Source organism: Flavobacterium algoritolerans (genome assembly GCF_030010385.1).
Taxonomy (GTDB): domain Bacteria; phylum Bacteroidota; class Bacteroidia; order Flavobacteriales; family Flavobacteriaceae; genus Flavobacterium; species Flavobacterium algoritolerans.
In genome coordinates, this window is record NZ_JASCRZ010000001.1 from 367027 (window position 1) to 391193 (window position 24167).

Here is a 24167-nt window from a genome sequence, read left to right on the forward strand (position 1 = left end):
TATCTATTTATTTAGTGCAAACTACTTGTTCCGTAAATCGGAGGTCAATTTTTTTATATTTATACAACGAACTATCTAAAACCGCTTTTTGAAAAAAAGCTTTATAATTCCTGAATTTACGCTCTACATTTATCATTCTACCAAAATCAATTTGATAATCAAAATTTCTATTGAGCATTTTTAAGCTTCCATTAGGCATAATTTGAATTCCGATGATGTTTTTTTTCAAAAACGCATCGTCATAGATTAAGCGAAATAAATCGGATAAATCTTCGTTATTTTTTTTATTTATTCCCCCTGAAACAAGTGGAACTCTAGCTGTAAAATTAGTTGACAATGGCATTCTATTACCTTCGTAATCAATATAAAAAGAACCGCTATTATCAAAAAATCTAGCAATAGGAGTTTTTTGTTTCACCACTGCTTTTAACACCCCATCAATACTCACAAATACATCTGATCTATCAATCATTTCTTGTGCGTTGAGAGTTGTTTCCAGTTTATTCAAATCTAAATTAACTTTTTGAATGCTTGATGCATCTTTTTTATTTTCTATTAACAATTTATTAACCGTTTCTTGCTTCACAAAAGGAGCGTTATCTCCTACAAAAATAACGGCAGATTTCGTCAATTTTCTATTAGCATTACGATTTGACGTAAACGAAAACAGAAAAATTACCAACACAAACATCAGTAATAATCGAATATTTGTCCAATTAAAGAGTCTCATTTATCGCTTTTTTAATTGATGGTACTAATTCTCCAATATCTCCAGCTCCAATTGTTACAATTATGGGAGCATCACTTGCTAAAATTGTTGTAATCAAATCGTCCTTAACTACTATTTTTTTATGACTATTAGCCATTTTATCCATCAGCCATTGTGAGTTTATTCCTTCCATTGGCAATTCACGGGCCGGATAAATATCCAATAAAATTATGTCATCAAAAGCAGATAAACTTTTGGCAAAATCATCAGCAAAATCTCTCGTTCTACTAAACAAATGGGGTTGAAAAATTGCCAAAACTTTTTGGTTTGGATACAATTCTCGAACTGCCTGATGCACTGCATTTATCTCCGTTGGATGATGTGCATAATCATCAATATAAACCTTCGCTTCTGTTTTAATCTGATACGAAAATCTTCTTTTTATTCCCTTAAATGACATAATGGCTTTTGCAATGGCATCGGTTGGGGTGCCGAATAATTTTGCCATTGCGATAGCCATTAATGCATTCATTAAATTATGTCTTCCCGGCAAACCAAAATGTAAATCTTTAATTACTTCTGTAGGCGTTTGTACATCAAAAACATAGCTGCCATTTCCTATTCTAACATTAAAAGCTTTAAAAACAGCATCTTCGTTTACAGCACAGGTTACACCTTCTATTGGTAATTCTTTTGTTATAAAAAGATTGCTTTTATCTTCTATTTTGGAAGCAAATTCAAGGAAAGATTCTTCAATTGCTTCACTGGTTCCGTAAATATCCAAATGATCCGCATCCATAGAAGTTATGCAGGCAATATTGGGATGTAAATGCAGGAATGAACGATCAAATTCATCGGCTTCAACAACAGTTACTGTTTTTCCACTTCCTATTAAATTCGAATTATAATTCTCAACAATTCCTCCAATAAAAGCAGTAACATCAGTACCACTTTCATTTAAAATATGCCCTAAAATTCCTGATGTTGTTGTTTTTCCGTGTGTTCCGGCAACTGCAAAACAAAAAGTATCTTTTGTAATTATTCCTAAAACCTCTGCTCTTTTCTTAACTTGAAAATCTCTTTCCAAGAAATAATTCCACTCTGAATGCGTCTTAGGAACTGCAGGAGTAATAATCACCAAAGTATTTTCTATGTAAAAATCTTTTGGAATCGCATCAATGCTGTCTTCAAAATGAATTGAAATCCCACTTTCTATTAATTCATTAGTAAGAGCCGATGGTGTTTTATCATAACCTGAGACATTCTTGCCCAGATTCTTGAAATAACGAGCCAAATTACTCATCCCAATGCCTCCGATTCCGATAAAATAGACGTTATGTATTTGATTTAAGTTCATTTTATTTTGAGTCTTTGGTGTATTATCTTTTTTATTTCTATCTAATTAGCTTTACAATTTCGTCAACAATTTGTTTTGTTGCTTCTGGCATAGCCAATAATTTTATATTTTCACTCAGCTGATTTTGCTTTCCCTGATCTTTCAACAAGACTTCAAAAACAAGACTGAACTGTGATTCAAGTTCTGATTCTTTCAGCATCAAAGCTCCTTTTTTATCGACTATGGCTTGTGCATTTTTAGTTTGATGGTCTTCGGCAACATTTGGGGACGGAATAAAAATTACCGGTTTACCCACAATACACAACTCCGAAACGGATGATGCACCTGCACGAGAAATAACAATATCTGCTGCTGCATAAACTAAATCCATTCTTTCAATAAAAGCGACTACCTGAACATTTGCTGAATTGTATTTTTTATAATCTTCTAAATACAACTTTCCGCATTGCCAGATGACCTGAACATTTTGAGAAAGCATATTTGGCAACTCTTTTTCGATTAATTGGTTTACTCTTCTGGCGCCAAGGCTTCCTCCAAGAACCAACAATGTTTTTTTATTTGAATCTAAATTAAAATATTGAATTGCTTCTTCTCTTTTACTTTCGATATCAATTAAATCCTGACGCACTGGATTTCCAGTCAAAATCATTTTCTCTTTTGGAAAAAATCGTTCCAGATTTTCATAAGCAACACAAATTTTGTTTGCCTTTTTACTCAACAGTTTATTGGTAATTCCCGGAAAGGAATTTTGTTCTTGAATCACTGTTGGAATTCCCGCGATTGCGGCTGCTTGCAATAACGGACCACTTGCAAAACCACCTGTTCCAATAACCACATCTGGCTTGAACTGTTTGATTATTGTTCGGGATTTTAATAAACTTGAAAGCAACTTAATTGGAAAAAGAGCATTGTCAAATGTCAATCTACGTTGTAAACCTGATATCCAAAGTCCTTTTATATTGTAACCTGCCTGAGGTACTTTTTGCATTTCCATTTTGTCTTTGGCACCTACAAAAAGAAATTCGGCCTCAGGAAAACGAGCTTTTAATTCATTTGCAATAGCAATTGCAGGATAGATATGTCCACCCGTTCCGCCACCACTTAATATGAATTTATACTGTTTCATTTTTATTAATTTCTAATTTTCTAAAACCACTTATTTATTTAAAACTGCGTGCATCGGATTGTTAGCTTTGTCTTCAATCGAATAATTCTCCGCTACTACCTCTTCCTCTTCTAATTCCCTGTCAATTAATTTTTGAAGCGCTTCTTCTCTCTTGGCAGCATCTTTCAATTCCTGCGCAATTTCTTCTTCTTTTTTCGTAACACTAATGATGATTCCAAGTGCAAAACAAGTCATCCAGATTGAACTTCCTCCACTACTGATTAAGGGCAATGTTTGTCCTGTAACCGGCAATAATTCAACCGCTACAGCCATATTTACCATCGCCTGAAATATCATGGGAAAACCCAATCCCACAACTACTAATTTTCCAAACAGTGAATTGGCTTTATGCGATGCTATTACAAATCGAAACAACAACAATAAATACAACATCAATACTCCTAAACCACCTAAAAGCCCATATTCTTCCACGATTATGGCAAAAATAAAATCGGAGGAAGATTGCGGCAAAAAGTTCTTTTGAACACTTTTTCCTGGACCTAATCCATATATTTTTCCGGAAGCTATTGCAATTTTAGCTTTCTCTATTTGATAATCATCTTCATCAGGTTTATCACTGGTAAAATTATCAATACGACTAATCCAAGTATCGACACGATTAGGAAAAGCATCCGGAAAAGCTTTAGCCACAAGAATAAAAAATGCAAGAAATACTATTCCTGACCCTACAACAATTCCAATATAACGCAACGGATATTTCCCAATGAAAACCAACATCAACACCATGGAGAAAATTAATGCCGTAGTAGAAAAATTGGCCGGAAGAATGAATGCCAACGTAATGAATACCGGCAACCAAAGCTCCCAAATTGAGGATTTAAAAGAAATAGGAACTTCTCGGGTTTTAGACAAATAACGCGCTACAAAAATAAACAACACCATTGCTGCCAATGTTGAAGTTTGAAATGTAACCCCTATGAACGGAACCTGAATCCATCGACTGGCATTGGCACCAGCAATTACTGTTCCCTTTATTAATGTGTAGGCCAATAATACCCAAACAATATACAACGCTCCTTTGGAAACAGCCTTAAAATAGTGGTAAGGCACTTTATGCACCATAAAAATAATGGTAAAACCAATACAGATATGCACAATATGTTTAACCAAATAACCTAATGTATTTCCGTTTCCTTGTCCGATATAAGCCAAATTACTACTAGCACTAAAAACAGGCATAAATGAAAACAAAGCCAATAAGGCCACGAATGACCAAATACCTTTATCTCCTTTTAAATTGTTGACTAGTTGTTTCATTTCTTAATTTGTTTAAAGTTTTTGTGTTTAACGTTTAAAGTTTCTCAACCTTAAACTTTAAACCTTAAACATTCCTATAAATTCTTAACTGCTTGTTTGAATTGTTTTCCTCTGTCTTCGTAGTTTTCGAATAAATCGAAACTGGCACATGCAGGAGACAATAAAACCGTATCGCCTTTTTCTGATAATCTTTGAGCCATTTTCACAGCATCATTCATAGTAGAGACTTCAATCATTATATCGACTACGTTACCAAAAACATCAATGATTTTTTTATTATCCACACCAAGACAGATAATCGCTTTTACTTTTTCACGAACTAACGACATCAATTCATTGTAATCATTTCCTTTATCAACACCTCCCACAATCCAAACTGTAGGTGTATTCATGCTGTCTAATGCAAAAAAAGTGGCGTTTACATTGGTTGCTTTTGAATCATTGATATATTGTACATTCTGAATTTTCAATACTTTTTCAAGACGGTGTTCCACTCCCTGAAAATTAGATAAACTTTCACGTATTGTAGATTTTCTAATCTGCATCAATTTTGCCACAGAGGTTGCTGCCATTGCGTTTTTCATGTTATGTTTTCCTTCTAAGGCAATATGTTCTGTGTCCATTGTAAACTCTTCGTGATTGATTGAAATTTCCATTTTGTTGTTTTTTATATAAGCTCCTTCGCTGAAAGTTTTTGTCAATGAAAAAGGAATTAATTTGGCTTTTGTTGTATGTGTCTTAAACCATTGTGTAATGGCTTCATCATCGGCATCATAAATGAGGTAATCGTCCTCGGTTTGATTCATCGTAATTCTAAACTTTGCATCAATGTAATTCTCATATTTGTAATCGTATCGATCTAAATGATCTGGACTAATATTCGTAATAATGGCAATATGTGGCTTAAAATTCAAGATTCCGTCCAATTGAAAACTGCTCAACTCCAACACATAAGAATCATATTTATTATCTGCTACTTGCCAGGCAAAACTCTTTCCAATATTCCCTCCCAATCCTACATTTAACCCTGCAGATTTCAGCAAATGATGCGTAAGCATTGTGGTAGTTGTCTTTCCATTACTACCGGTAATCCCTATTATGGTTGCATCTGTAAAAGGTGCAGCGAACTCAATTTCAGACAATACTGGAATTACTTTTTCAATAAGCTTCTTTACTATTGGAGATTTATCCGGAATTCCTGGACTTTTCATGACCACATCAGCATTCAAAATCAAATCTTCGGTATGCTTTTCCTCTTCCCAAGCTATTCCATTAATGATAAGAACCTCTTTGTAATTCCCTTTTATCTTTCCGAAATCAGATACAAAAACTTCATATCCTTTTTTCTTGCCCAGAATAGCAGTACCTACACCACTTTCTCCTCCACCTAAGATTACTAACCTCATGTTATCTTAATTTTAAAGTAACAATTGACAGTATGGCGAGCATTATGGCAACAATCCAAAAACGCGTTACTATTTTACTTTCATGATACCCTTTCTTCTGATAATGATGATGCAAAGGAGACATTAGAAATATTCTTCGGCCTTCGCCAAAGCGTTTCTTGGTATACTTAAAATAACTTACTTGTAAAACCACCGATAGATTTTCGACAAGGAAAATTCCGCACAATAAAGGAATCAACATTTCTTTTCGAACGGCAATTGCCAGAACTGCAATAATTCCACCAATAGTCAAACTTCCTGTATCGCCCATAAATACCGATGCCGGGTACGAGTTATACCAAAGAAATCCAATCAATGATCCCACAAATGCGGCTATAAAAACCGTCATTTCCCCTGAATTAGGGATATACATTATATTCAAGTAATTGGAGAAAATTATATTTCCTGAAACGAACGTAAATATTCCTAACGCCAGAACTGAAACTGCAGAAGTTCCTGCGGCGAGTCCATCAATTCCATCCGTTAAATTAGCACCGTTAGAAACTGCCGTTATAATGAAAATAACAACTGGAATAAAAATCAACCAAGCCCATTTTTCGTATCCTTCGCCAGTCCATGCTAATAATTCAGCATAATCAAATTCATTATTTTTAAAGAAAGGAATTGTAGTAGCCGTAGATTTTTCTTCTACTGGCGCAGGCAAAATCACCGTTTGTGCTGGCACTTTAAAAATATCCGATGTAGAAGTATCTGTACGAACCGTAACACCAGGACTAAAATAAAGAACCGTGCCTACTATTAAACCAAGCCCCACTTGTCCTACAACTTTGAATATTCCTTTTAAACCTTCTTTATCTTTCTTGAAAATTTTGATATAATCATCTATAAAACCAATTGTTCCCATCCAAAGTGTGGTTACAATCAACAAAACAATGTAAATGTTATGCAGTTTTGCAAAAAGCACAACTGGAACCAGAGTGGCAAATATGATAATTAACCCACCCATTGTTGGTGTTCCCGCTTTTTCATTTTGACCAGCCAGACCAAGTTCACGAACGGTTTCTCCCACTTGCTGCCTTTGCAGAAAACGGATGATTCTTTTACCATAAATTGTAGACAATAGCAAAGAAAGCATCAATGCTAACGCTGATCTAAAAGTGATGTACTGAAAAACACCTGTTCCAGGAACATCTAATATTTTGTCTAAATATTCAAATAAATAGTATAGCATATATCTTTGTTTATTTGGTTAATCGTTGATTTGTTTATTTGCTGATTTGATTACTATTAGATTAAACAGTTAACCAAATCAACGATTAAACTTTTATTTTCCTAGTTGATCTAATATTTCTTTAACTATTTTCATATCGTCAAAATCATGACGGATACCATTTATTTCCTGATACGTTTCATGTCCTTTCCCGGCAATTAAAATAATATCATTGGGCTGAGCCAATTGGCAAGCCGTTTTTATAGCTTGTTTCCTATCGGTTATGGTCAACATTTTTTTATAATTCTGAGGAGCAACGCCTAATTCCATTTCTGCAATAATTGCTTCCGGGTCTTCATTTCTTGGATTATCCGAAGTAAAAATTGCTTTATCACTTAAATCCGACGCAATGCCAGCCATAATTGGTCGCTTGGCTTTATCTCTATTTCCGCCACAACCTACAACCGTAATCAATTGTTCGTTTTTTGTACGAATGTCATTAATCGTTTTTAGCACATTTTCTAATGCATCCGGTGTATGCGCATAATCTACAATCGCTGTAATATTTGAAGCAGAAACAATAAATTGAAAACGCCCCGAAACACTTTCTAAATCAGATAATAATCGAAGTACTTCTAAACTTTCCATTCCTAGCTCTATCGCAGTCCCATAAATAGCCAATAAATTATAGGCATTAAATGTTCCTATCAGCTTCACCCAAACTTCATTTCCGTTTATTTTCAACAACAAACCTGACAATTGATTTTCCAGGATTTGTGCTTTATAATCGGCATACGATTTTAAGGCATAAGTCAATTTTTTTGCTGCAGTATTCTGTAACATCACTTGCCCATTTTTATCATCAATATTGGACAATGCAAAAGCTGTTTTAGGCAAATTATCAAAAAACGATTTTTTTACATCCCTGTATTCTGCAAACGTTGGATGGTAATCCAAATGATCGTGAGACAAATTGGTAAAAATACCGCCAACAAAATGCAACGCTTCGGTTCTTTTCTGATGAATTCCATGAGAACTCACTTCCATAAAACAGTATTCGACACCGTTTTCAACCATCTCCTTTAGGTAATGATTTATCGTAATTGAATCTGGAGTCGTGTGAGTCGCCTTATATTCAACATCATCAACCAAAATTTTTACTGTCGAAAGTAATCCAACTTTAAAACCTGCTTTTTTAAACAATTGGTACAACAAAGAAGCGATGGTCGTTTTACCGTTTGTTCCCGTAATTCCAACCAATTTCAAGTTTTGAGACGGATCTCCAAAATAATTTGCAGCCATAAATGCCAAGGCCGAATTCGTATCTTTTACCTGAACATAAGTAATTCCTTTGGCAATATTCTCCGGAAATGTATCGCATATAACCGCTACAGCACCCTGCTCAATTGCTTTTTCTATAAAATCGTGACCATCAGAAATGGAGCCACGAATAGCCACAAAAATATCATTAGACCCGATTTTTCTAGAATCGAAATCCATTTTATTAATAGTAATATCCGTCGAACCTTTTACAGCTTCGATAGCTACTTTATACAATATATCTTTTAATATACTCATGATAATTCCAATAGTATAGTTGTATTTTTTACAATATTCTGACCCGCAGCAAGTGATTGTTTTTTCACTTTACCAACTCCAACAGCCTTTACTTTTACTCCTAAATTCTCTAATAAAGCAACCGCATCCATTCCAGACATTCCTTTCACATTTGGAATTAATTGCAACTTCTTTTCTGATTTTACAAAGTAAGAATCATAATTATTCTCCTGTATTGCAATCTTTCTATTTAGGTTTTTAATCTCATTTGTTGAAGGCGCATCGGTGAAAATCTTTTGAGCAATTCTCTTGAAAACTGGTCCGGCAACATCAGCTCCATAATAATTATTCATCGATGTATTTGGTGCATGAACTACAACAATGCAAGAATATTTAGGATGTTCAGCAGGAAAAAATCCTACGAAAGATGAAATATAATGTTTGTCATTTCCACCATTTTTCCCATAATTGGCTTGCGCTGTACCTGTTTTTCCTGCCATAGAAAAATCTTTAGAATATAGCTTTGCTCCTGTTCCTCTTTTTACCACATTTGATAAAAGCGCTTTTAATTTTTTGATAGTTACATCAGAACAAATCTTCGGATTGATAATTTGTTTATCATATTTCTTGATGGTTTTATTCCATTCTTTAATTTCTGAAACGAATTGTGGTTTTACCATTTCTCCGTTATTTGCAACAGCATTATATAAAGTCAAAGTTTGCAAAGGTGTCATTGCAACACTATACCCAAAAGCCATCCATGGTAAAATATTAGGATTCCAATTTTTATCTGATGTTTGATGAACAATAGGTTTTCCTTCTCCTTGAAATGGTAATCCAAGAGGTTTGTTCAAACCCATTTTATTTATTCTATCGATAAATTGCTGTGGATTATTTTTATAATTTTCTACAACAGCTTGAACTAAAATAGTATTTGACGAAACTTCAAAGCCTTTTCCAAGCGATATTTTTCCATATCCGCCTTCATGAGAATCACGAACTTTATCACCTCTGTAAGTTATAACACCTCCACGACTATCGTAAACCTTAGATGTATCGACTTTATTATCATCCAAAAGCGCAATCATATCAACCAATTTGAAGGTAGAACCTGGTTCATGAGATTCTGCAACAGCATAATTTATAGTTTCATAATAATTACCTGATTTTTCGTCTCTTCCCAAATTAGAAATCGCTTTAACCTGACCTGTTTTGGTTTCCATAACCACCACACAACCATGTTCAGCACCATATTCTTCCAATTGTTTCAACAAGGCATGATGCGCAATATCTTGAATGTAAACATCAATCGTAGAAATTACATCGTATCCATCTTGCGGATCAACTTCGTTTACATCACGAATGGGTTTCCATTGCCCTTTTGCAATTTTTTGTTTTAAAATTTTACCGTCTTTTCCGTTTAGATATTTTCCAAAAGCACCTTCTATTCCTACTCTTTTTAATTGACCACTTTCGTCAATTCTATCGTAACCAATAGTTCTTTCAGCGATTTTACCAATTGGGTGTTCTCTTACGGTTTCTTGTTCAATTATAATTCCGCCCTTGTAAGCGCCCAAATTGAACAACGGAAAACTTTTTATTTTAGAATATTGGGTATAACTTAATTTACGCGCAACTAAATAATATCTGTTTTTATTAGCCCTGGCTTTTCTTAATTCATTTTCAAAAAAATTAGATGGTTTTCCTAAAACCGATGCCAATGAATCTGATAATGACTTAACATTTTTTTCAAATGCTTCAACTTTTGGAGCCACGGCATCAAATCGTATTTCATAATTCGGAATAGAAGTAGCTAAAAGGCTTCCGTCTGCAGAATATATATTTCCTTTATTTGCTGGAATCACAAAATTCTTAACGGTTCTTTCCTTGGCTAATTTTCTATAATAATCGCCTTCGACCCATTGAATATTTGTCAATTTTACAGCAATAGCAATAGCCATCAATAAGATAGCGAATGCAACCAGATAAATTCTGTACGATATGTATTTATCTTCTACTGCCATATTTTTTTGAAAAAGCTTTTTTCTTCTTCTTTTTTAACCTTTATTTTTATTGGAGGAACTGTTGACGGAAAAATTTCTTTTGCTATCATTTTTTCAGAAACAGTTGATTCCATTTTTAATTTCATTAATTCTGAGCGTCTGTCCACAAATTCTGAACGCAACTCTTTAACCTGATTTGTCAACTCTGCAATCCTAAATACTTTCTGCTCAAATCGCTGTGTATTAGCAATCATAACAATCGCCAATAGAATTACAAAAACAATAAACCGCCAGTTTTTTACCGCATCATCATTTATAAGAAACCGCGCTTTCAATAGGCTGTAAACTCCGTTTTTCATTTTTATGACTAATTATATCTTCTCAGCAATTCTTAATTTGGCACTTCTTGCTCTATTGTTCTCTTTTATTTCAGCATTATCCGGAACAATTAATTTTCCAACCGTTTTAAATGGCACTGAAAAATTACCAAAAAAGTCACGTTCAGGTTCTCCTTCAAACATTCCGTTTTTCATAAATCTTTTCACCAATCGATCTTCTAATGAATGATATGAAATCACGCTCAATCTTCCGCCTGGATTCAATATTTCTAAAGATTGTTCCAAAAACTCTTTCAAAACATCCATTTCCTGATTCACTTCAATTCGAATCGCCTGATAAATTTGAGCCAATATTTTATTCCTAACTCTTTCCGGTAAATATCTCGCCAAGACCTCTTTTAATTCATCAGTCGTCTTGATTGGCTGTTCTTCTCTAGCTTCTATAATTGTTCTGGACAAAGCAGGTGCATTTTTCAATTCTCCATAATCCAAGAACACCCTTCTCAAATTCGCATCATCATATTCATTGACAACACGATAGGCATTCAAATCATTTTTTTGACTCATTCTCATATCCAACCCCGCATCAAAACGAGTAGAAAAACCTCTTTCAGGAACATCAAACTGATGAGACGAAACTCCTAAATCTGCTAAGATTCCATCAACACTTTTCACCCCATAAAAACGCAAAAACCGTTTTATAAAACGGAAATTCTCATTAATCAGCGTAAATCTTTCATCAGGCAAAGCATTCGCCAAAGCATCTTCATCCTGATCGAAAGCAAACAGCTTTCCGTTTGGCCCGAGTCTTTTCAATATTTCTTTCGAATGTCCTCCACCACCAAAAGTGACATCAACATAAATGCCCTCTGGCTTAATATTTAAACCATCTACTGATGCATGAAGCAAAACCGGATTATGATATTCCATTGTCGTCGTCATTTATATTTCCCATTACTTCTTCTGCCAAATCTGCAAAATCAACATCCTCACCATTTATTGATTTTTCGTATAAATCTTTATCCCAAATCTCAACAATATTCACTGCTGATGAGAACACAACCTCTTTAGCAATACTCGCAAACACCACTAAATCCTTTGGCACTAATAACCTACCTAAAGCATCTATCTCAACCACTTTAACTCCGGCAGTAAACCTGCGGATAAAGTCATTGTTTTTCTTCACGAACCGATTCAGTTTATTGATTTTTTGCATCATCAAATCCCATTCGCTCATAGGATACAACTCCAAACAGGGTTGAAACACGGAACGCTTCAAAACAAAGCCGTTTTGAAGTGAAGCAGCCAATTGCTTTTTCAAAGGCGCTGGCAACAGCAACCTTCCTTTAGCATCGACTTTACATTCATATGTTCCAATAATTGTATCCAATCAAAAAGTTTTAAATGATGTTGAGCAAAAATATAAAAAATATTACCACAATTTACCACTATATCCCACTTTGTTAATAAGTTTAACCACTTTGAAACAAAAACCCTTAATTTTTGGACAGTCAGAACGTTAGCTCTCTTTTGTTTTATTTGTAAGAAAGGTAATGTTATTAAAAAAAGGAGGTGAAATACAATGAAATTTCAATTTAAAATGGTAATAACAAGTTTAAAATAATTAAAATTTGAAGCTCAAATACACAAAAAAGAGAAGCCTGTTTTTATAACAACACGCATAATTTTACAATTAAAAATTGTTGTAAAAATTCTTTTTTATTTATTAAATCCTATATTTGTCAAAATTGAAAATCCGCATTCAAAAAAAATGGAAAAACACTATAAAAAAGAAGGTAGATATAGCTATTACGAAGCTGGCGAAGGAACTCCAATTGTCATCTTACACGGGCTTATGGGTGGACTTAGCAACTTTGATGCTGTTGCAAGTTACTTTTCTACAAAAGGATATAAAATAATCATTCCAGATTTACCTATATACACTCAAAACATTTTAAAAACGAATGTAAAAAGTTTTGCGAAATATGTTAAAGATTTTATCACATTCAAGGGGCTGGACAGAGTAATTCTGTTAGGAAATTCATTAGGCGGCCATATTGCTTTATACCACACTAAAATGTATCCCGAAAAAGTAGCCGGACTTGTAATTACCGGAAGTTCTGGTCTTTATGAAAGCGCTATGGGTGATAGTTATCCTAAAAGAGGCGATTATGAATACATCAAGAAAAAAGCTGAAGATGTATTTTATGATCCAAAAGTAGCCACTAAAGAACTTATTGATGAAGTTTACGAATCCGTAAATGACAGAATAAAATTGATAAAAACATTGACAATTGCCAAAAGCGCCATTCGTCATAATATGGCAAAAGATTTGCCGAAAATGCATGTTCAAACCTGTATAATTTGGGGAAAAAACGACAAAGTTACGCCTCCGGATGTTGCAGAAGAATTCAATAAATTATTACCTAATTCTACCTTATACTGGATTGATAAATGTGGTCACGCCGCTATGATGGAGCATCCTGATGAATTTAATCGTTTATTAGAAGACTGGTTAACACACACGCATTTATCAGTACACTAATCCTAAAAAAGGAGAATTTTACACCTAGAAAAAATGAAAATTAATACTGCCGAATTTGTTATCAGCAACTCCGATGTATCCAAATGTCCAAAAGACTTTTTGCCGGAATACGCTTTTATTGGCCGATCAAATGTTGGGAAGTCCTCTTTGATAAACATGCTAACGAATCATAAAAAGCTAGCTAAAACATCAGGAAGACCAGGAAAAACACAATTAATTAATCATTTTTTGATTAACAACAATTGGTTTCTTGTAGATTTACCAGGTTACGGTTATGCTAAAGTTTCTAAAAAAACGAAATCAATTTTTCAGGAATTTATTACTGACTACTTCGAAACAAGAGAACAATTAGTTTGTGCATTTGTTCTGATTGACATTCGTCATGAAGCGCAAACCATAGATATTGAATTCATGTCCTACATGGGCGAAAGTGAAATTCCTTTTTGTATTGTTTTCACCAAAGCTGACAAAATCAGTAAAGTAAAAATTGACTCTCATATTGCGGCTTACAAAAAGAAAATGTTCGCTAACAATTGGGCCGAAATGCCTCATTACTTTGTTACTTCCGCAACAGAATCTACTGGAAAAGAAGAATTATTAAGTTATATTGACGAGGTAAACCAAGAGGTTTTCAAAAACAATAGTCAGTTTTAAAAACTATATTTAGAATATAAAAAATCCCAAAACTAAAGTTTAGTTTTGGGATTTTATTTTTTTTAGCAAGCCAGTTATTCTATTTTGTCAACTCCAATTTCTCGGCAAAATAATCACAGAAATCTTTCATGGTGTCTGCCATTTTCTCGTCATCAGTAGCACGTTTAAATGTTTCAGACATTGCCACTAAAGTCTGGTGGAAGAAAATTTTCATTTCATCAACAGGCATATCTTTAGTCCACAAATCAATTCGCATACTTTCTTTTGCCTTGCTGTCCCAAATAGACAACATAATCGCTTTAGCCTCCTCTTGTTCAACTCCACCGTCTTTGGCAGACCACATTAATTTTTCCGGAACACGGTTTTCATCTAATTCAATTAGAAACTTAATTTCTGATGTATTTTTATTCGACATTACTTTTTTGGTTTGTATTTTGATTTAACAAATATTTCTTTTGCATTGGTTTTTAATAAATCTACCAAAGGCACATCATTATTTTTCATATATGAGCGTACCATTTGCCATCCTATCCAGGCACCAACCTGCCCTGGTGATTCATTATCAATTTCTAAATAAAATTTAGAAAATGGCGCCGAATTTATAAACCGGGAAATTAATTTTTGGTCATTATTATAAAGCATTTCTTTTTCAATAAAATAACGCCACATGTAACTTTCATTTTCTTGACACCATGTTATCTGTTCTGGAGTATATCCCATTTTTTCAGCATCGGTATAATCCGGCAAAAGTAAGTCTTTTAAATACAATTGCTTCCCAGAATAAATCATTTGGCTTAACAAATCTTTATCTAAAACCGGTGGAATTTTACCTGCTGAAAAACTCGAAACTACATCTGGAGCGATTTGTCTTTCCTCAAAATTTTGTTTTAAATAATTTGGAAACTGATAAAACTTATGATTCTTTCCTAAATACAATTCAAGTGAAATCACCACCAAGCTATCCGCATAAATAGCCTTATTTTTATAATCCATTTCAGAGATTATAGTGATCACTTTTGGCGTTTTTGTCTTAGGAAAATAGTATTTGATATGTTTAAAAAGTGTTTCTAACTCTAATTTTACGGGCTCAAAATCACCATATTTTTTTTGAACTTCTGTATACAATTCTCTCCATAAGGGATCTTGCATTTTACTCAACCAAACACTATTATCATTTCCTGGAGGAAAAAAAAACGGAAACTGTTTTTTTACTTTTTCTAAATCCTGTGGTGGAGTTTCAAAAAATATTTTATCAAAGCGCTCCACTTTTACTTCCAAAGGAATTGCTGTAACAGCACTTTCTACTTTGTTTTTCTTGTCACAGGATAAAATAAAGAGACAAAAGACTACAAGAAACAGATATTTTTTCATATATATTAATTAAATTTGTTTCCAAAGAATCTAAGGAAACGAATGCGCAACAAATTGATTTTGCAAATATACATTCCTGATTTTTAAAACGTAAACTATTATGACTAAAAAAAGCACATTACAAGTTGAAAAAGTGAATACCCACATTGTAAATTGGTTAAAAACATATGCTGAAAATGCAAAAGTAAATGGTTTTGTAATTGGAGTTTCCGGAGGAGTAGACTCGGCAGTTACCTCAACATTATGTGCACAAACAGGATTAAAAGTTTTATGTGTTGAAATGCCCATTCATCAAGCGCAAAGTCATGTAACTCGTGGACGGGAGCATATTGAACAATTAAAAAAAAGATTTCCTAATGTATCCAGTATTGAAGCTGATTTGACCTCAGTTTTTGAAACTTTCAAGACAGCAGTTCCAGATGTTTCAGATACAGCTAGACTTCATTTATCTCTTGCCAATACTCGAGCACGATTAAGAATGACAACGCTGTATTACTTTGCAGGGATTCATTGTTTATTAGTCGCAGGAACTGGAAATAAAGTAGAAGATTTTGGAGTGGGTTTCTATACAAAATATGGTGATGGCGGAGTTGATTTGAGTCCTATTGCTGATTTAATGAAGTCTGAAGTCTTTCTTTTAGGAAGTTATTTGAAAGTTCCGGACTCAATTTTAAATGCATCACCTACTGATGGATTATTTGGCGATGAGAGAACTGATGAAGATCAATTAGGTGCCAGTTATGACGAATTGGAATGGGCAATGACCCAAGACGATGCTAAACAATCTTTAGATGCTTTTTCAGGAAGAGAAAAGATTGTTTTTGAAATTTATAAACGATTAAATACAATCAATCAACATAAAATGACAGCAATTCCTGTTTGTTTTATCCCAAAAGTATAAAGAAGTCACATTTTATATTGATTTACAATTAATTACAGAATTTATTTATTAATTTTACATTTCCAATTACAAATAATTCTAAAAATTTAAAAATCATGATCAAAGTATGTATAGCCGATAATTATCCCGTTGTGCATTTTGGAGTAAAATCTTACTTTAAAGATAATGCAGACATATCAATAGTTGCCAATGTTGGTAATTTCTTGATGGTACGGGATATACTTTTAACTAAAGAGATTGATGTCTTAGTTTTAGATTTGGAGCTGGAAGGTCTTTCCAGTATTTTTGAGGTCAAAGCAATCTTAAAAAATTTTCCAAAAACTAAAATTATCATCTTCAGTGGTCTTTCAGAACAAATTTATGCTCCAAATGCTATTAAAGCAGGTGTTTCAGGATTCATTCACAAAAAAGAAAAACTAGAAACTTTAGGAATTTCAATTATCAAAGTCCACCAAGGAAAGATAATTATAAATGAAACCGTAAAGAAAAATCTAGCACTAATTGCAAAACAAAGTAAGAGCGAACGCTTATATCGTAAGCTTTCTAATCGTGAAGTAGAAGTTTTACGCTATCTAAGTGATGGGAAGAAAAACCATGAGATAGCTGATATTCTGAAACTAAATGAAAAAACAATTAGTACGTACAAATTACGATTACTTACAAAACTAAATGTTACTAATTTAGTAGACTTGGTAAACAAAGCAAAAACTTTAGAGATAGTTTAGTACCACGACATAACTCTCCCTATTTTTTTTGAAAAAGAATGGATTAGTATATTACAATCCATAACCATTGACAAAGGCTCTGTATTATCTGAATTAGCTTCGGATGATAGAGAGCTTTTTAATGATATCTCACTACTACCCTACCTGTTTTATAAGAGAACTTTGTTTTAAGTTTAATATAATCCATTATATCAGCTATTACCTCACTATTATCTATTTCAGATTCTTTTGAAACTGAGTTTTTAGCATTTTCTATAAATTGACTAATCAAATACCATCTTAACGTAAATAAATTATCTGTTACATTTTGATTCAATTGCTCTAATTTAGTTTTTGGAAAAATATTTTGTCCTTCCCAATTATGCAATACATATTTCTCATTATTCATCACAATATCAGTAATTATTTGAGCAAATTCCGGTTTCAAATGCATTAGATATCTCTCTAAATTAAAATTATCATTTTGCAAATAAACACTTATTACATCATTATATATTTCTTTAAACAAACCAGTAGCAAATTCTATTTCATCCTCCTGTAGACTTAAATATATTTCTTCATAAACCTTTCTTTCTTTCTTTACAACTACTTCACCAACTTCGCCTTCAGTATTAGTTCCAATCAATACACCTTCAAATTTTTCAGAAATATTTCCGTACGATAAAAGTATGTTTATAATTTCACATTCTACAATACCCAAAGTATCTACTTTCTCTGTACTAATAGGATTTTCATTTTTCACAACTTCAAAAGCTTTTTGCTCCTGTTTTTGTTGTTGTTTTTTTCCAACTTCAACCACATCTTTTTGAACTAATTGTGCTAGGGTACTTACAAGGACTTGCTCTGAAATATCCATGATTCGAGAACATTCCTGAATATAAATTTCGCGTTGAATTCTATCCGGAATTTTCGAAATACTGACTACCATATCTCGAATCAAATCTGCTTTTTTTATGGGATCATTCTTGGCTTCATTCATCAACAATGAGGCTTTGAACTGAATGAAATCTTTAGCATTATTTTCGAGATATAATACTAAATCATCGTAAGACGTTTTCTTAGCAAAACTATCCGGGTCTTCTCCGTCAGGAAATGTACATACTTTTACATTCATTCCTTCTTCAAGAATCAAATCGATTCCTCTAATGGAAGCGCGCAAACCGGCCGCATCTCCATCAAAAAGAACGGTAATATTCTTTGTCAATCTGTTGACTAATCGAATTTGATCTGGCGTCAAAGCTGTCCCTGAGGAAGCAACAACATTTTCAATTCCAGATTGATTAAACTGAATTACATCCGTATATCCTTCAACTAAATAACAGTTGTTCAATTTTGCAATGGATTGTTTGGCTTGAAAAATACCATACAACACTTTACTTTTATGGTAAATTTCACTTTCGGGTGAATTCAGGTATTTTGCAGCCTTTTTATCATTGGTAAGAATCCTTCCTCCAAAACCGAGTACTCTTCCTGACATACTTTGTATTGGAAACATCACACGGCTTTTGAACCTATCGAAAGGCCTGTCATCTCTAGGAATTGTGAGTCCTGTACTTTCCAGAAATTCTAATTTGTATCCTTTGCCTAATGCTTCCTTGGTAAAAGCATCCCAAGCTTCCGGGGAATAACCTAATCCAAATTTCTTAATGGTTTCATTGGTAAAACCGCGTTCTTTGAAATAAGAATAACCAATTGCTTTCCCTTCTTCAGAATTTAAAAGTGTGTTGTGGAAATAGGTTTTTGCAAATTCCGAAACCAAATACATACTTTCTCTAACATCAGTATTGGCTTTCTCTTCATCCGTTTGCTCGGTTTCTTCAATTTCAATATTGTATTTTTTGGCTAAATATCTAATAGCTTCCGGATACGTAAATTTTTCGTGTTCCATTAAGAAAGCCACAGAGTTCCCACCTTTTCCAGAACTAAAATCTTTCCAAATCCCTTTAGCAGGAGAAACCATGAACGATGGTGAACGCTCTTCAGAAAACGGGCTTAGCCCTTTGAAGTTACTTCCTGCACGTTTCAAGTGAACAAAATCACCAATCACCTCCTCAACACGAGCAGTTTCGAAAACAGTATCTATAGTGGCTTTTGAAATCAATTTATTTATTTTGAAAGTTCAAAGTTACAAAGTTTAATCAAACTAATTATTCATTAAAATAATAAAAACATAATAATAAAAAACAATATCTCAAACTAGCTATTTTAAAATTACGTGTTTAATATGTTTCAAAATTAACCACAAATTAAACTCCTTTTTCTTAAATTTTTAATTAATATTTGATCCATTTTTATTTGCAATAAAATAAGCGTTATTTTGTACTTCTGAGCGTAATTAAGCATTCAATTTATTGTATAATAAGTAGTTATTGTATGAAAATTAGCCCTATTAATTCTAAATAAAAACCTATCCATTTTGTTCAACAATAAAAATCTACATCAAGAATTAAGTACTATTCTATCCTATACAGCGGAACTGTGTAAAGTTCCATATGCAGCTGTGATGATGAGTAAGACTGACACCCCGTTTTTTATTGCTAAAAACGGGTTAGATTATTCATTTACTACCCCTGAAGAGTTACTAATTTTTAATGACCAAATAATTAAAAAAAATACAGTTTGTATCTTTCCAGACATAAATAAAGATTCCATTCATAAGAAAGTTAAAAACACTCTATTAAATGATTTGTCTTTTTTAGCCGGATTTCCCTTATCAATTAATAAGGATTGTATAGGAATGCTCTGCATCATGGATTCAACTCCAAAAGAACTATCCGGGACAGAATTAAAAACATTGGAATTTTCTGTATTGCAAATTCAATCTTTACTTGAGTTACACATTCAAAACAAGAATTTGGAAGATCAACTTAAAGAAAAAGAAACTCAATTTCAATCTTTTCTTGACAATTCAAAAGAGATTGTTTTTGAAACAAATCTAGAAGGGATATTAACCTATGTTTCAAAAAACTGGATAACTTATTTAGGGCATCAACCTCACGAAATTATAGGTAAAAAAAACCTTTTGTTTTTACACCCCGATGATGTAGAAATGATTGTTGCTTTTTTTAATACAATTGATTTAGGACGGGTCACAAACGAAATCACTTATAGGATGTTACACAAAGACGGACACTACGTATGGCATGCAACTAGTGTAAAGTTATCAACAAAAAATGGCGAAAAAATTTATAGAGGAAATTGTAGAGATATAACCGAATATGTTGAAGCACAACAAAAAATAGTAGCACAAAAAGAATTTTACGAAAAAATATTAGACAGGCTTCCTACAGATGTTGCCGTTTTTGACAGTAATCATAGGTATACTTATTTAAATCCAGCAGCCATTAAAAATAATGAATTAAGAAAATTCATTTTAGGAAAAAATGATTATGAATACGCAAAACATACCGGCAGGGATGATACTTTTGCAAAAATGAGGCGTATCAAGTTTTTACATGCCTTAGAATCTAAGAGTATAATTGAATGGGAAGATACTATTGAAAGCCTAGACGACCAAAAAACCTATCATGCCCGAAAACTAACTCCTGTTTTTAAGGACAACGGAACCCTTGAAATGATGGTAGGATTTGGCGTTGATATTACTAAAAGTAAGAGAATTCAGGAAGAGATTCTCGAAAGCAGACAACTTACCAAAAGTATAATTCAGAACGTAGCTGTTGGTATTTTGGTACAAGGCCCCCAATCTGAAATATTAGAAAATAACAAAGCCGCATGTGAAATTCTCGGTCTTACAGAAGATCAATTGCTTGGAAGAGCTTCGTATGATGATAATTGGAAAGTTATTCATCTTGATGGGTCCACTTTTATAGTAGATGAATACCCCGTTTCTCAGGCAATAAAGAATTTAAAATCAATAAACAATATCGTCATGGGTGTTCATCGCCCGATGTACAATGATTTAGTTTGGTTGTTAGTTGATGCCATACCTGTATTTAGCGATTGTGATGAATTACTCTACGTAATTTGCTCCTTCAAAGATATTACAGCCCTAAAAAATGCGGAAGATGCATTAAAAATAAGTAATGAACGGTTTATTTATTCTGGTGAGGCCACCTCTGAGGCACTTTGGGATTGGAATATAATTACAGATAAAATTTATGTTGGGGGGAGTTATTGCGATCTTTTTGGACATAAGTTTGAAAACAGTATTATAAAAAGACAAGAGTACGAAAATTTTGTTCATTCAGAAGACAAAGTTTCCTATCTCAAATCGCTTACAGAAGCCTTAATTAGTGATACTCACAAATGGTCATTTGAATACCGTTATCTAAAATTCGATGGTACTTATGCATATGTAAATGACAAAGTCATAATCATTCGAAATAAAGACGGAATGGCTATTCGCATTATTGGCGCCATGCAAGATATTACAAAAGAAAAAAAGCTAAAAGATGAATTACAACAAAGCGAAGAACAATTTAAAGGAGCTTTTCAGCATTCTGCAGTAGGAATGGGTATTCTAGATATTGATGGCTATTGGATCGAGGTGAATGATCGCTTGTGTGAAATGTTAGGATATTCTAAAAAAGAGTTTAAAACATTTACCTGTCAAGAAATTACTTATTTTGAAGATATACCTGAAGATATAGCAAATAAAGAAAAATTAGTTTTAGGAAAGACTTCTAATTTCAATATAGAAAAAAGATACATTCATAAAAACAAATCATTAGTTTGGGTGCATTTTTCCGTTTCATTGGTAAGAAATAATATGGGTGAAATTCAGCATTATATTCCCCAAATTATTAATATTACCGAAAGAAAAAAAATCGAGGAGGTAAATAAATTATTAACCGATGAAAACAATAAAAATAAAAGTATTCAGCTTAATGAGGCTAAAAGTATGTATCGCTTATTAGCTGACAATACTGTCGATTTAGTTTGTTTACACAATTCAAATACTTCTTTTCAATACATTTCTCCCTCGATAAAAAAGCTTTTGGGCTATACCCCTGAAGAGTTAATAGGTAAATCGCCTTTAGATTATGTACATCCAGAAAATTTAAAAGAACTGCTGGAGAAATTTTATAATTTCATTGAAAAGAAAAATGATGAATCTGTCCAATGTAGATTTCTAACAAAACAAGGAGATTATAAATGGCTTGAAATAAAAGCTAGCATTATAACTGATAACGGTGTTACAATTGGTTTTCAATCAAGCAGTCGGGATATAACACAACAAAAAGAAGCTGAAGAAATAATCATTAATACTTTAACTCGCGAACGAGAATTGAATGAATTACGCACCAATTTAGTTTCAACTATTTCGCATGAATTTAGAACTCCTATGACTACTATAAGAACCAGTGCTGAATTAATTTCTATGTATTTAGAGAATCAGAACTTAGAAAATGGAAGTCGATTACAAAAGCGTATTACCATTATTACTGAAGAAATTGACAGAATAGTCGAATTAATGAATGCAGTTCTGACAATTTCAAAAGAAGATTCTGGAAAAACAGATTTTAAGCCCGTCAAATTCGATTTAAAAGAACTGTGTATTGCTATAATTGAAAACAGCCATAGCAATCAAAATAATAACCTAAAAATACAAACTTACTTTAAAAAAGATTCTTTTACGGTTTTTGCAGATAAAAAACTAATGGAATACTCGCTCTTCAACATACTAAATAATGCCATAAAATATTCCGAAGGATTGGGAGACATTATTTTTAACCTCTTTACCAGAGAAAATACGATTGTACTTGAAATTATCGATTTTGGAATAGGAATCCCAGAGAAAGATCAATCAAAACTTTTTAATACTTTTTTTAGAGCAAGTAATACCAGTGGATTCCCAGGTACCGGCTTAGGACTATACATTGTTAAAACATTTACCGAAAAAAATTCAGGAACCATTCAATTAGATAGTAAACTAGGGAAAGGGACAAAAGTTACGCTACAATTCCCTTTACAAAATGGCTAAAACTATGGCTAAAATATTAATTATAGATGACGAACTCAAATTAAGAGAAACTATCTGCGAATTACTGACCTTTGTAGGATATGATGTTCATAAAGCAACAAATGGAATTGATGGATTAACGAAAGTCAAAAAAATAAAACCTGACCTTATCTTATGCGACATAACAATGCCTGAACTTGACGGGTACGGTTTTATGGAACATCATCAAAATTCAGAATATTCAATTATTCCGGTATTATTACTTAGTGCAAATGTTGAATTTAAAAATATAAAAAAAGGAATTGCATTAGGCGCCAAAGGTTATATCAAAAAACCTTTTGCCTTTAAAGAATTAAAAGAAATTATAGAATCTAATTTATTAACAAATAAATAGTAACAATACACGAATTTACCTGTACACTAACTAGAATAAAACCCTTGTATAAAGGGTATTCCATCGTTAACATTCGTTTTAGCTATGTTAGTTTTAAACATAACAACAAAACGTTTTGCATAAAAAAGATTGCTCTCTGAAATTACTATTTCATTAAAACCTAACTTCCCGTGATTTATTAAAAGTCTATACTTGTATCTTCTTATCAAACTAAAGACGATAAATAAAAACGAAACATAAACTACGAACAATAATTGAAATACAATTTTGTCTCTTACAGGATGTATCGCTGTTAAATAAAACAAAGCAGAGAAAATTGATATAATAATTTTGGTAGTTAAATCCCTTTTTTTAACAATTCTAATATTTGAAATTTGATTCAAAGATAAATTGATTCTTTCCTTATCGTTTTTAAGAATCACTTTCGATTCAAAAGCAATAAAAAAAGAATTTTCTTCTAGGATATTTTCTGCTTTGTTTACAGCTACAAAATTTACATTCATCTTTTTAGTCATACTTATTAAAAAAATAGCTTTCCGCAACTAAATTGTAGCTATCATTTATTTGCATCAAATAAATTTTCAAGTTAGGTGCTTGATAAGAAGCAACTCATATGATGGTGTGAATATAT

Annotated in this window: 21 protein-coding genes; 6 read left to right on the forward strand and 15 right to left on the reverse strand. The window is 32.8% G+C overall.

The genetic code is table 11. The annotated features are described in order from the left end of the window. Positions 1–7: 7 nt before the first annotated feature. From QLS65_RS01540 to mraZ, 11 genes are all read right to left on the reverse strand, one after another. Positions 8–730 carry a cell division protein FtsQ/DivIB gene (locus tag QLS65_RS01540; protein WP_282714787.1) on the reverse strand — a complete coding sequence of 241 codons (723 nt, stop codon included), beginning with the start codon at positions 728–730 and terminating at the stop codon, positions 8–10. After that, the gene (gene murC, locus QLS65_RS01545) at positions 717–2066 is read right to left on the reverse strand and encodes a UDP-N-acetylmuramate--L-alanine ligase (protein ID WP_282714789.1); all 1350 of its coding nucleotides are present in this window, start codon (positions 2064–2066) and stop codon (positions 717–719) included. Before murC ends, QLS65_RS01540 begins: the two co-directional genes overlap by 14 nt. A gap of 37 nt (positions 2067–2103) precedes the next feature. Next, the gene (gene murG, locus QLS65_RS01550; RefSeq protein WP_282710708.1) at positions 2104–3192 is read right to left on the reverse strand and encodes an undecaprenyldiphospho-muramoylpentapeptide beta-N-acetylglucosaminyltransferase; all 1089 of its coding nucleotides are present in this window, start codon (positions 3190–3192) and stop codon (positions 2104–2106) included. A gap of 30 nt (positions 3193–3222) precedes the next feature. Beyond that, on the reverse strand, positions 3223–4509 hold the full coding sequence (locus QLS65_RS01555) for an FtsW/RodA/SpoVE family cell cycle protein (RefSeq protein WP_099714444.1): 1287 nt from the start codon (positions 4507–4509) through the stop codon (positions 3223–3225). A 74-nt stretch (positions 4510–4583) separates the two neighbouring features. Beyond that, positions 4584–5915: a UDP-N-acetylmuramoyl-L-alanine--D-glutamate ligase gene (gene murD, locus QLS65_RS01560; RefSeq protein ID WP_282714792.1), complete on the reverse strand. Its 1332-nt coding sequence runs from the start codon at positions 5913–5915 to the stop codon at positions 4584–4586. Position 5916: 1 nt separating this feature from the next. Further along, positions 5917–7146, reverse strand: coding sequence for a phospho-N-acetylmuramoyl-pentapeptide-transferase (gene mraY / locus QLS65_RS01565; RefSeq protein ID WP_099714442.1), 1230 nt, complete (start codon positions 7144–7146; stop codon positions 5917–5919). Positions 7147–7239: 93 nt separating this feature from the next. Next, positions 7240–8703 carry a UDP-N-acetylmuramoyl-L-alanyl-D-glutamate--2,6-diaminopimelate ligase gene (locus tag QLS65_RS01570; protein ID WP_282714795.1) on the reverse strand — a complete coding sequence of 488 codons (1464 nt, stop codon included), beginning with the start codon at positions 8701–8703 and terminating at the stop codon, positions 7240–7242. Continuing rightward, positions 8700–10706, reverse strand: coding sequence for a penicillin-binding protein (locus tag QLS65_RS01575; RefSeq protein ID WP_282714797.1), 2007 nt, complete (start codon positions 10704–10706; stop codon positions 8700–8702). Before QLS65_RS01575 ends, QLS65_RS01570 begins: the two co-directional genes overlap by 4 nt. Beyond that, positions 10697–11044 (reverse strand): FtsL-like putative cell division protein, encoded by a 348-nt coding sequence (locus tag QLS65_RS01580; protein ID WP_099714439.1) that lies wholly within the window; start codon positions 11042–11044, stop codon positions 10697–10699. The genes QLS65_RS01575 and QLS65_RS01580 overlap by 10 nt, the downstream gene beginning before the upstream one ends. 12 nt (positions 11045–11056) lie before the next feature. Next, positions 11057–11965 carry a 16S rRNA (cytosine(1402)-N(4))-methyltransferase RsmH gene (gene rsmH / locus QLS65_RS01585; RefSeq protein WP_282714800.1) on the reverse strand — a complete coding sequence of 303 codons (909 nt, stop codon included), beginning with the start codon at positions 11963–11965 and terminating at the stop codon, positions 11057–11059. Continuing rightward, positions 11940–12413 carry a division/cell wall cluster transcriptional repressor MraZ gene (gene mraZ / locus QLS65_RS01590; RefSeq protein WP_114754268.1) on the reverse strand — a complete coding sequence of 158 codons (474 nt, stop codon included), beginning with the start codon at positions 12411–12413 and terminating at the stop codon, positions 11940–11942. The genes rsmH and mraZ overlap by 26 nt, the downstream gene beginning before the upstream one ends. Positions 12414–12794: 381 nt before the next feature. Between mraZ and QLS65_RS01595 the strand changes: the two genes are divergently transcribed. Further along, positions 12795–13568 carry an alpha/beta fold hydrolase gene (locus QLS65_RS01595; RefSeq protein ID WP_099714437.1) on the forward strand — a complete coding sequence of 258 codons (774 nt, stop codon included), beginning with the start codon at positions 12795–12797 and terminating at the stop codon, positions 13566–13568. 33 nt (positions 13569–13601) lie between these two features. Next, complete coding sequence (yihA, locus tag QLS65_RS01600; protein ID WP_113634788.1) at positions 13602–14222, forward strand: ribosome biogenesis GTP-binding protein YihA/YsxC; 621 nt, start codon at positions 13602–13604, stop codon at positions 14220–14222. A 79-nt stretch (positions 14223–14301) separates the two neighbouring features. Here yihA and gldC read toward each other — a convergent pair whose 3' ends face one another. Beyond that, the gene (gene gldC, locus QLS65_RS01605) at positions 14302–14637 is read right to left on the reverse strand and encodes a gliding motility protein GldC (RefSeq protein ID WP_091165314.1); all 336 of its coding nucleotides are present in this window, start codon (positions 14635–14637) and stop codon (positions 14302–14304) included. After that, positions 14637–15593, reverse strand: a complete 957-nt coding sequence (gene gldB / locus QLS65_RS01610) for a gliding motility lipoprotein GldB (protein ID WP_282714803.1) — start codon at positions 15591–15593, stop codon at positions 14637–14639. Before gldB ends, gldC begins: the two co-directional genes overlap by 1 nt. Before the next feature lie 100 nt (positions 15594–15693). Here gldB and nadE point away from each other — a divergent pair, with 100 nt between their 5' ends. Both nadE and QLS65_RS01620 read left to right on the forward strand, forming a co-directional pair. Next, complete coding sequence (nadE, locus tag QLS65_RS01615; RefSeq protein WP_282710716.1) at positions 15694–16494, forward strand: NAD(+) synthase; 801 nt, start codon at positions 15694–15696, stop codon at positions 16492–16494. A 95-nt stretch (positions 16495–16589) separates the two neighbouring features. Further along, a complete protein-coding gene (locus tag QLS65_RS01620; protein ID WP_282710717.1) occupies positions 16590–17219 on the forward strand; it encodes a response regulator transcription factor in 630 nt (209 codons plus the stop codon). 118 nt (positions 17220–17337) lie between these two features. On the opposite strand, the gene dnaG is transcribed toward QLS65_RS01620, so the two are convergent. After that, on the reverse strand, positions 17338–19320 hold the full coding sequence (gene dnaG / locus QLS65_RS01625) for a DNA primase (RefSeq protein WP_282714806.1): 1983 nt from the start codon (positions 19318–19320) through the stop codon (positions 17338–17340). Positions 19321–19635: 315 nt separating this feature from the next. Between dnaG and QLS65_RS01630 the strand changes: the two genes are divergently transcribed. Both QLS65_RS01630 and QLS65_RS01635 read left to right on the forward strand, forming a co-directional pair. After that, positions 19636–23163, forward strand: coding sequence for a sensor histidine kinase (locus QLS65_RS01630; protein ID WP_282714807.1), 3528 nt, complete (start codon positions 19636–19638; stop codon positions 23161–23163). 4 nt (positions 23164–23167) lie between these two features. Continuing rightward, the gene (locus QLS65_RS01635; RefSeq protein ID WP_282710720.1) at positions 23168–23536 is read left to right on the forward strand and encodes a response regulator; all 369 of its coding nucleotides are present in this window, start codon (positions 23168–23170) and stop codon (positions 23534–23536) included. A 26-nt stretch (positions 23537–23562) separates the two neighbouring features. On the opposite strand, the gene QLS65_RS01640 is transcribed toward QLS65_RS01635, so the two are convergent. After that, the gene (locus QLS65_RS01640; protein ID WP_282714810.1) at positions 23563–24039 is read right to left on the reverse strand and encodes a hypothetical protein; all 477 of its coding nucleotides are present in this window, start codon (positions 24037–24039) and stop codon (positions 23563–23565) included. Positions 24040–24167: the final 128 nt, after the last annotated feature.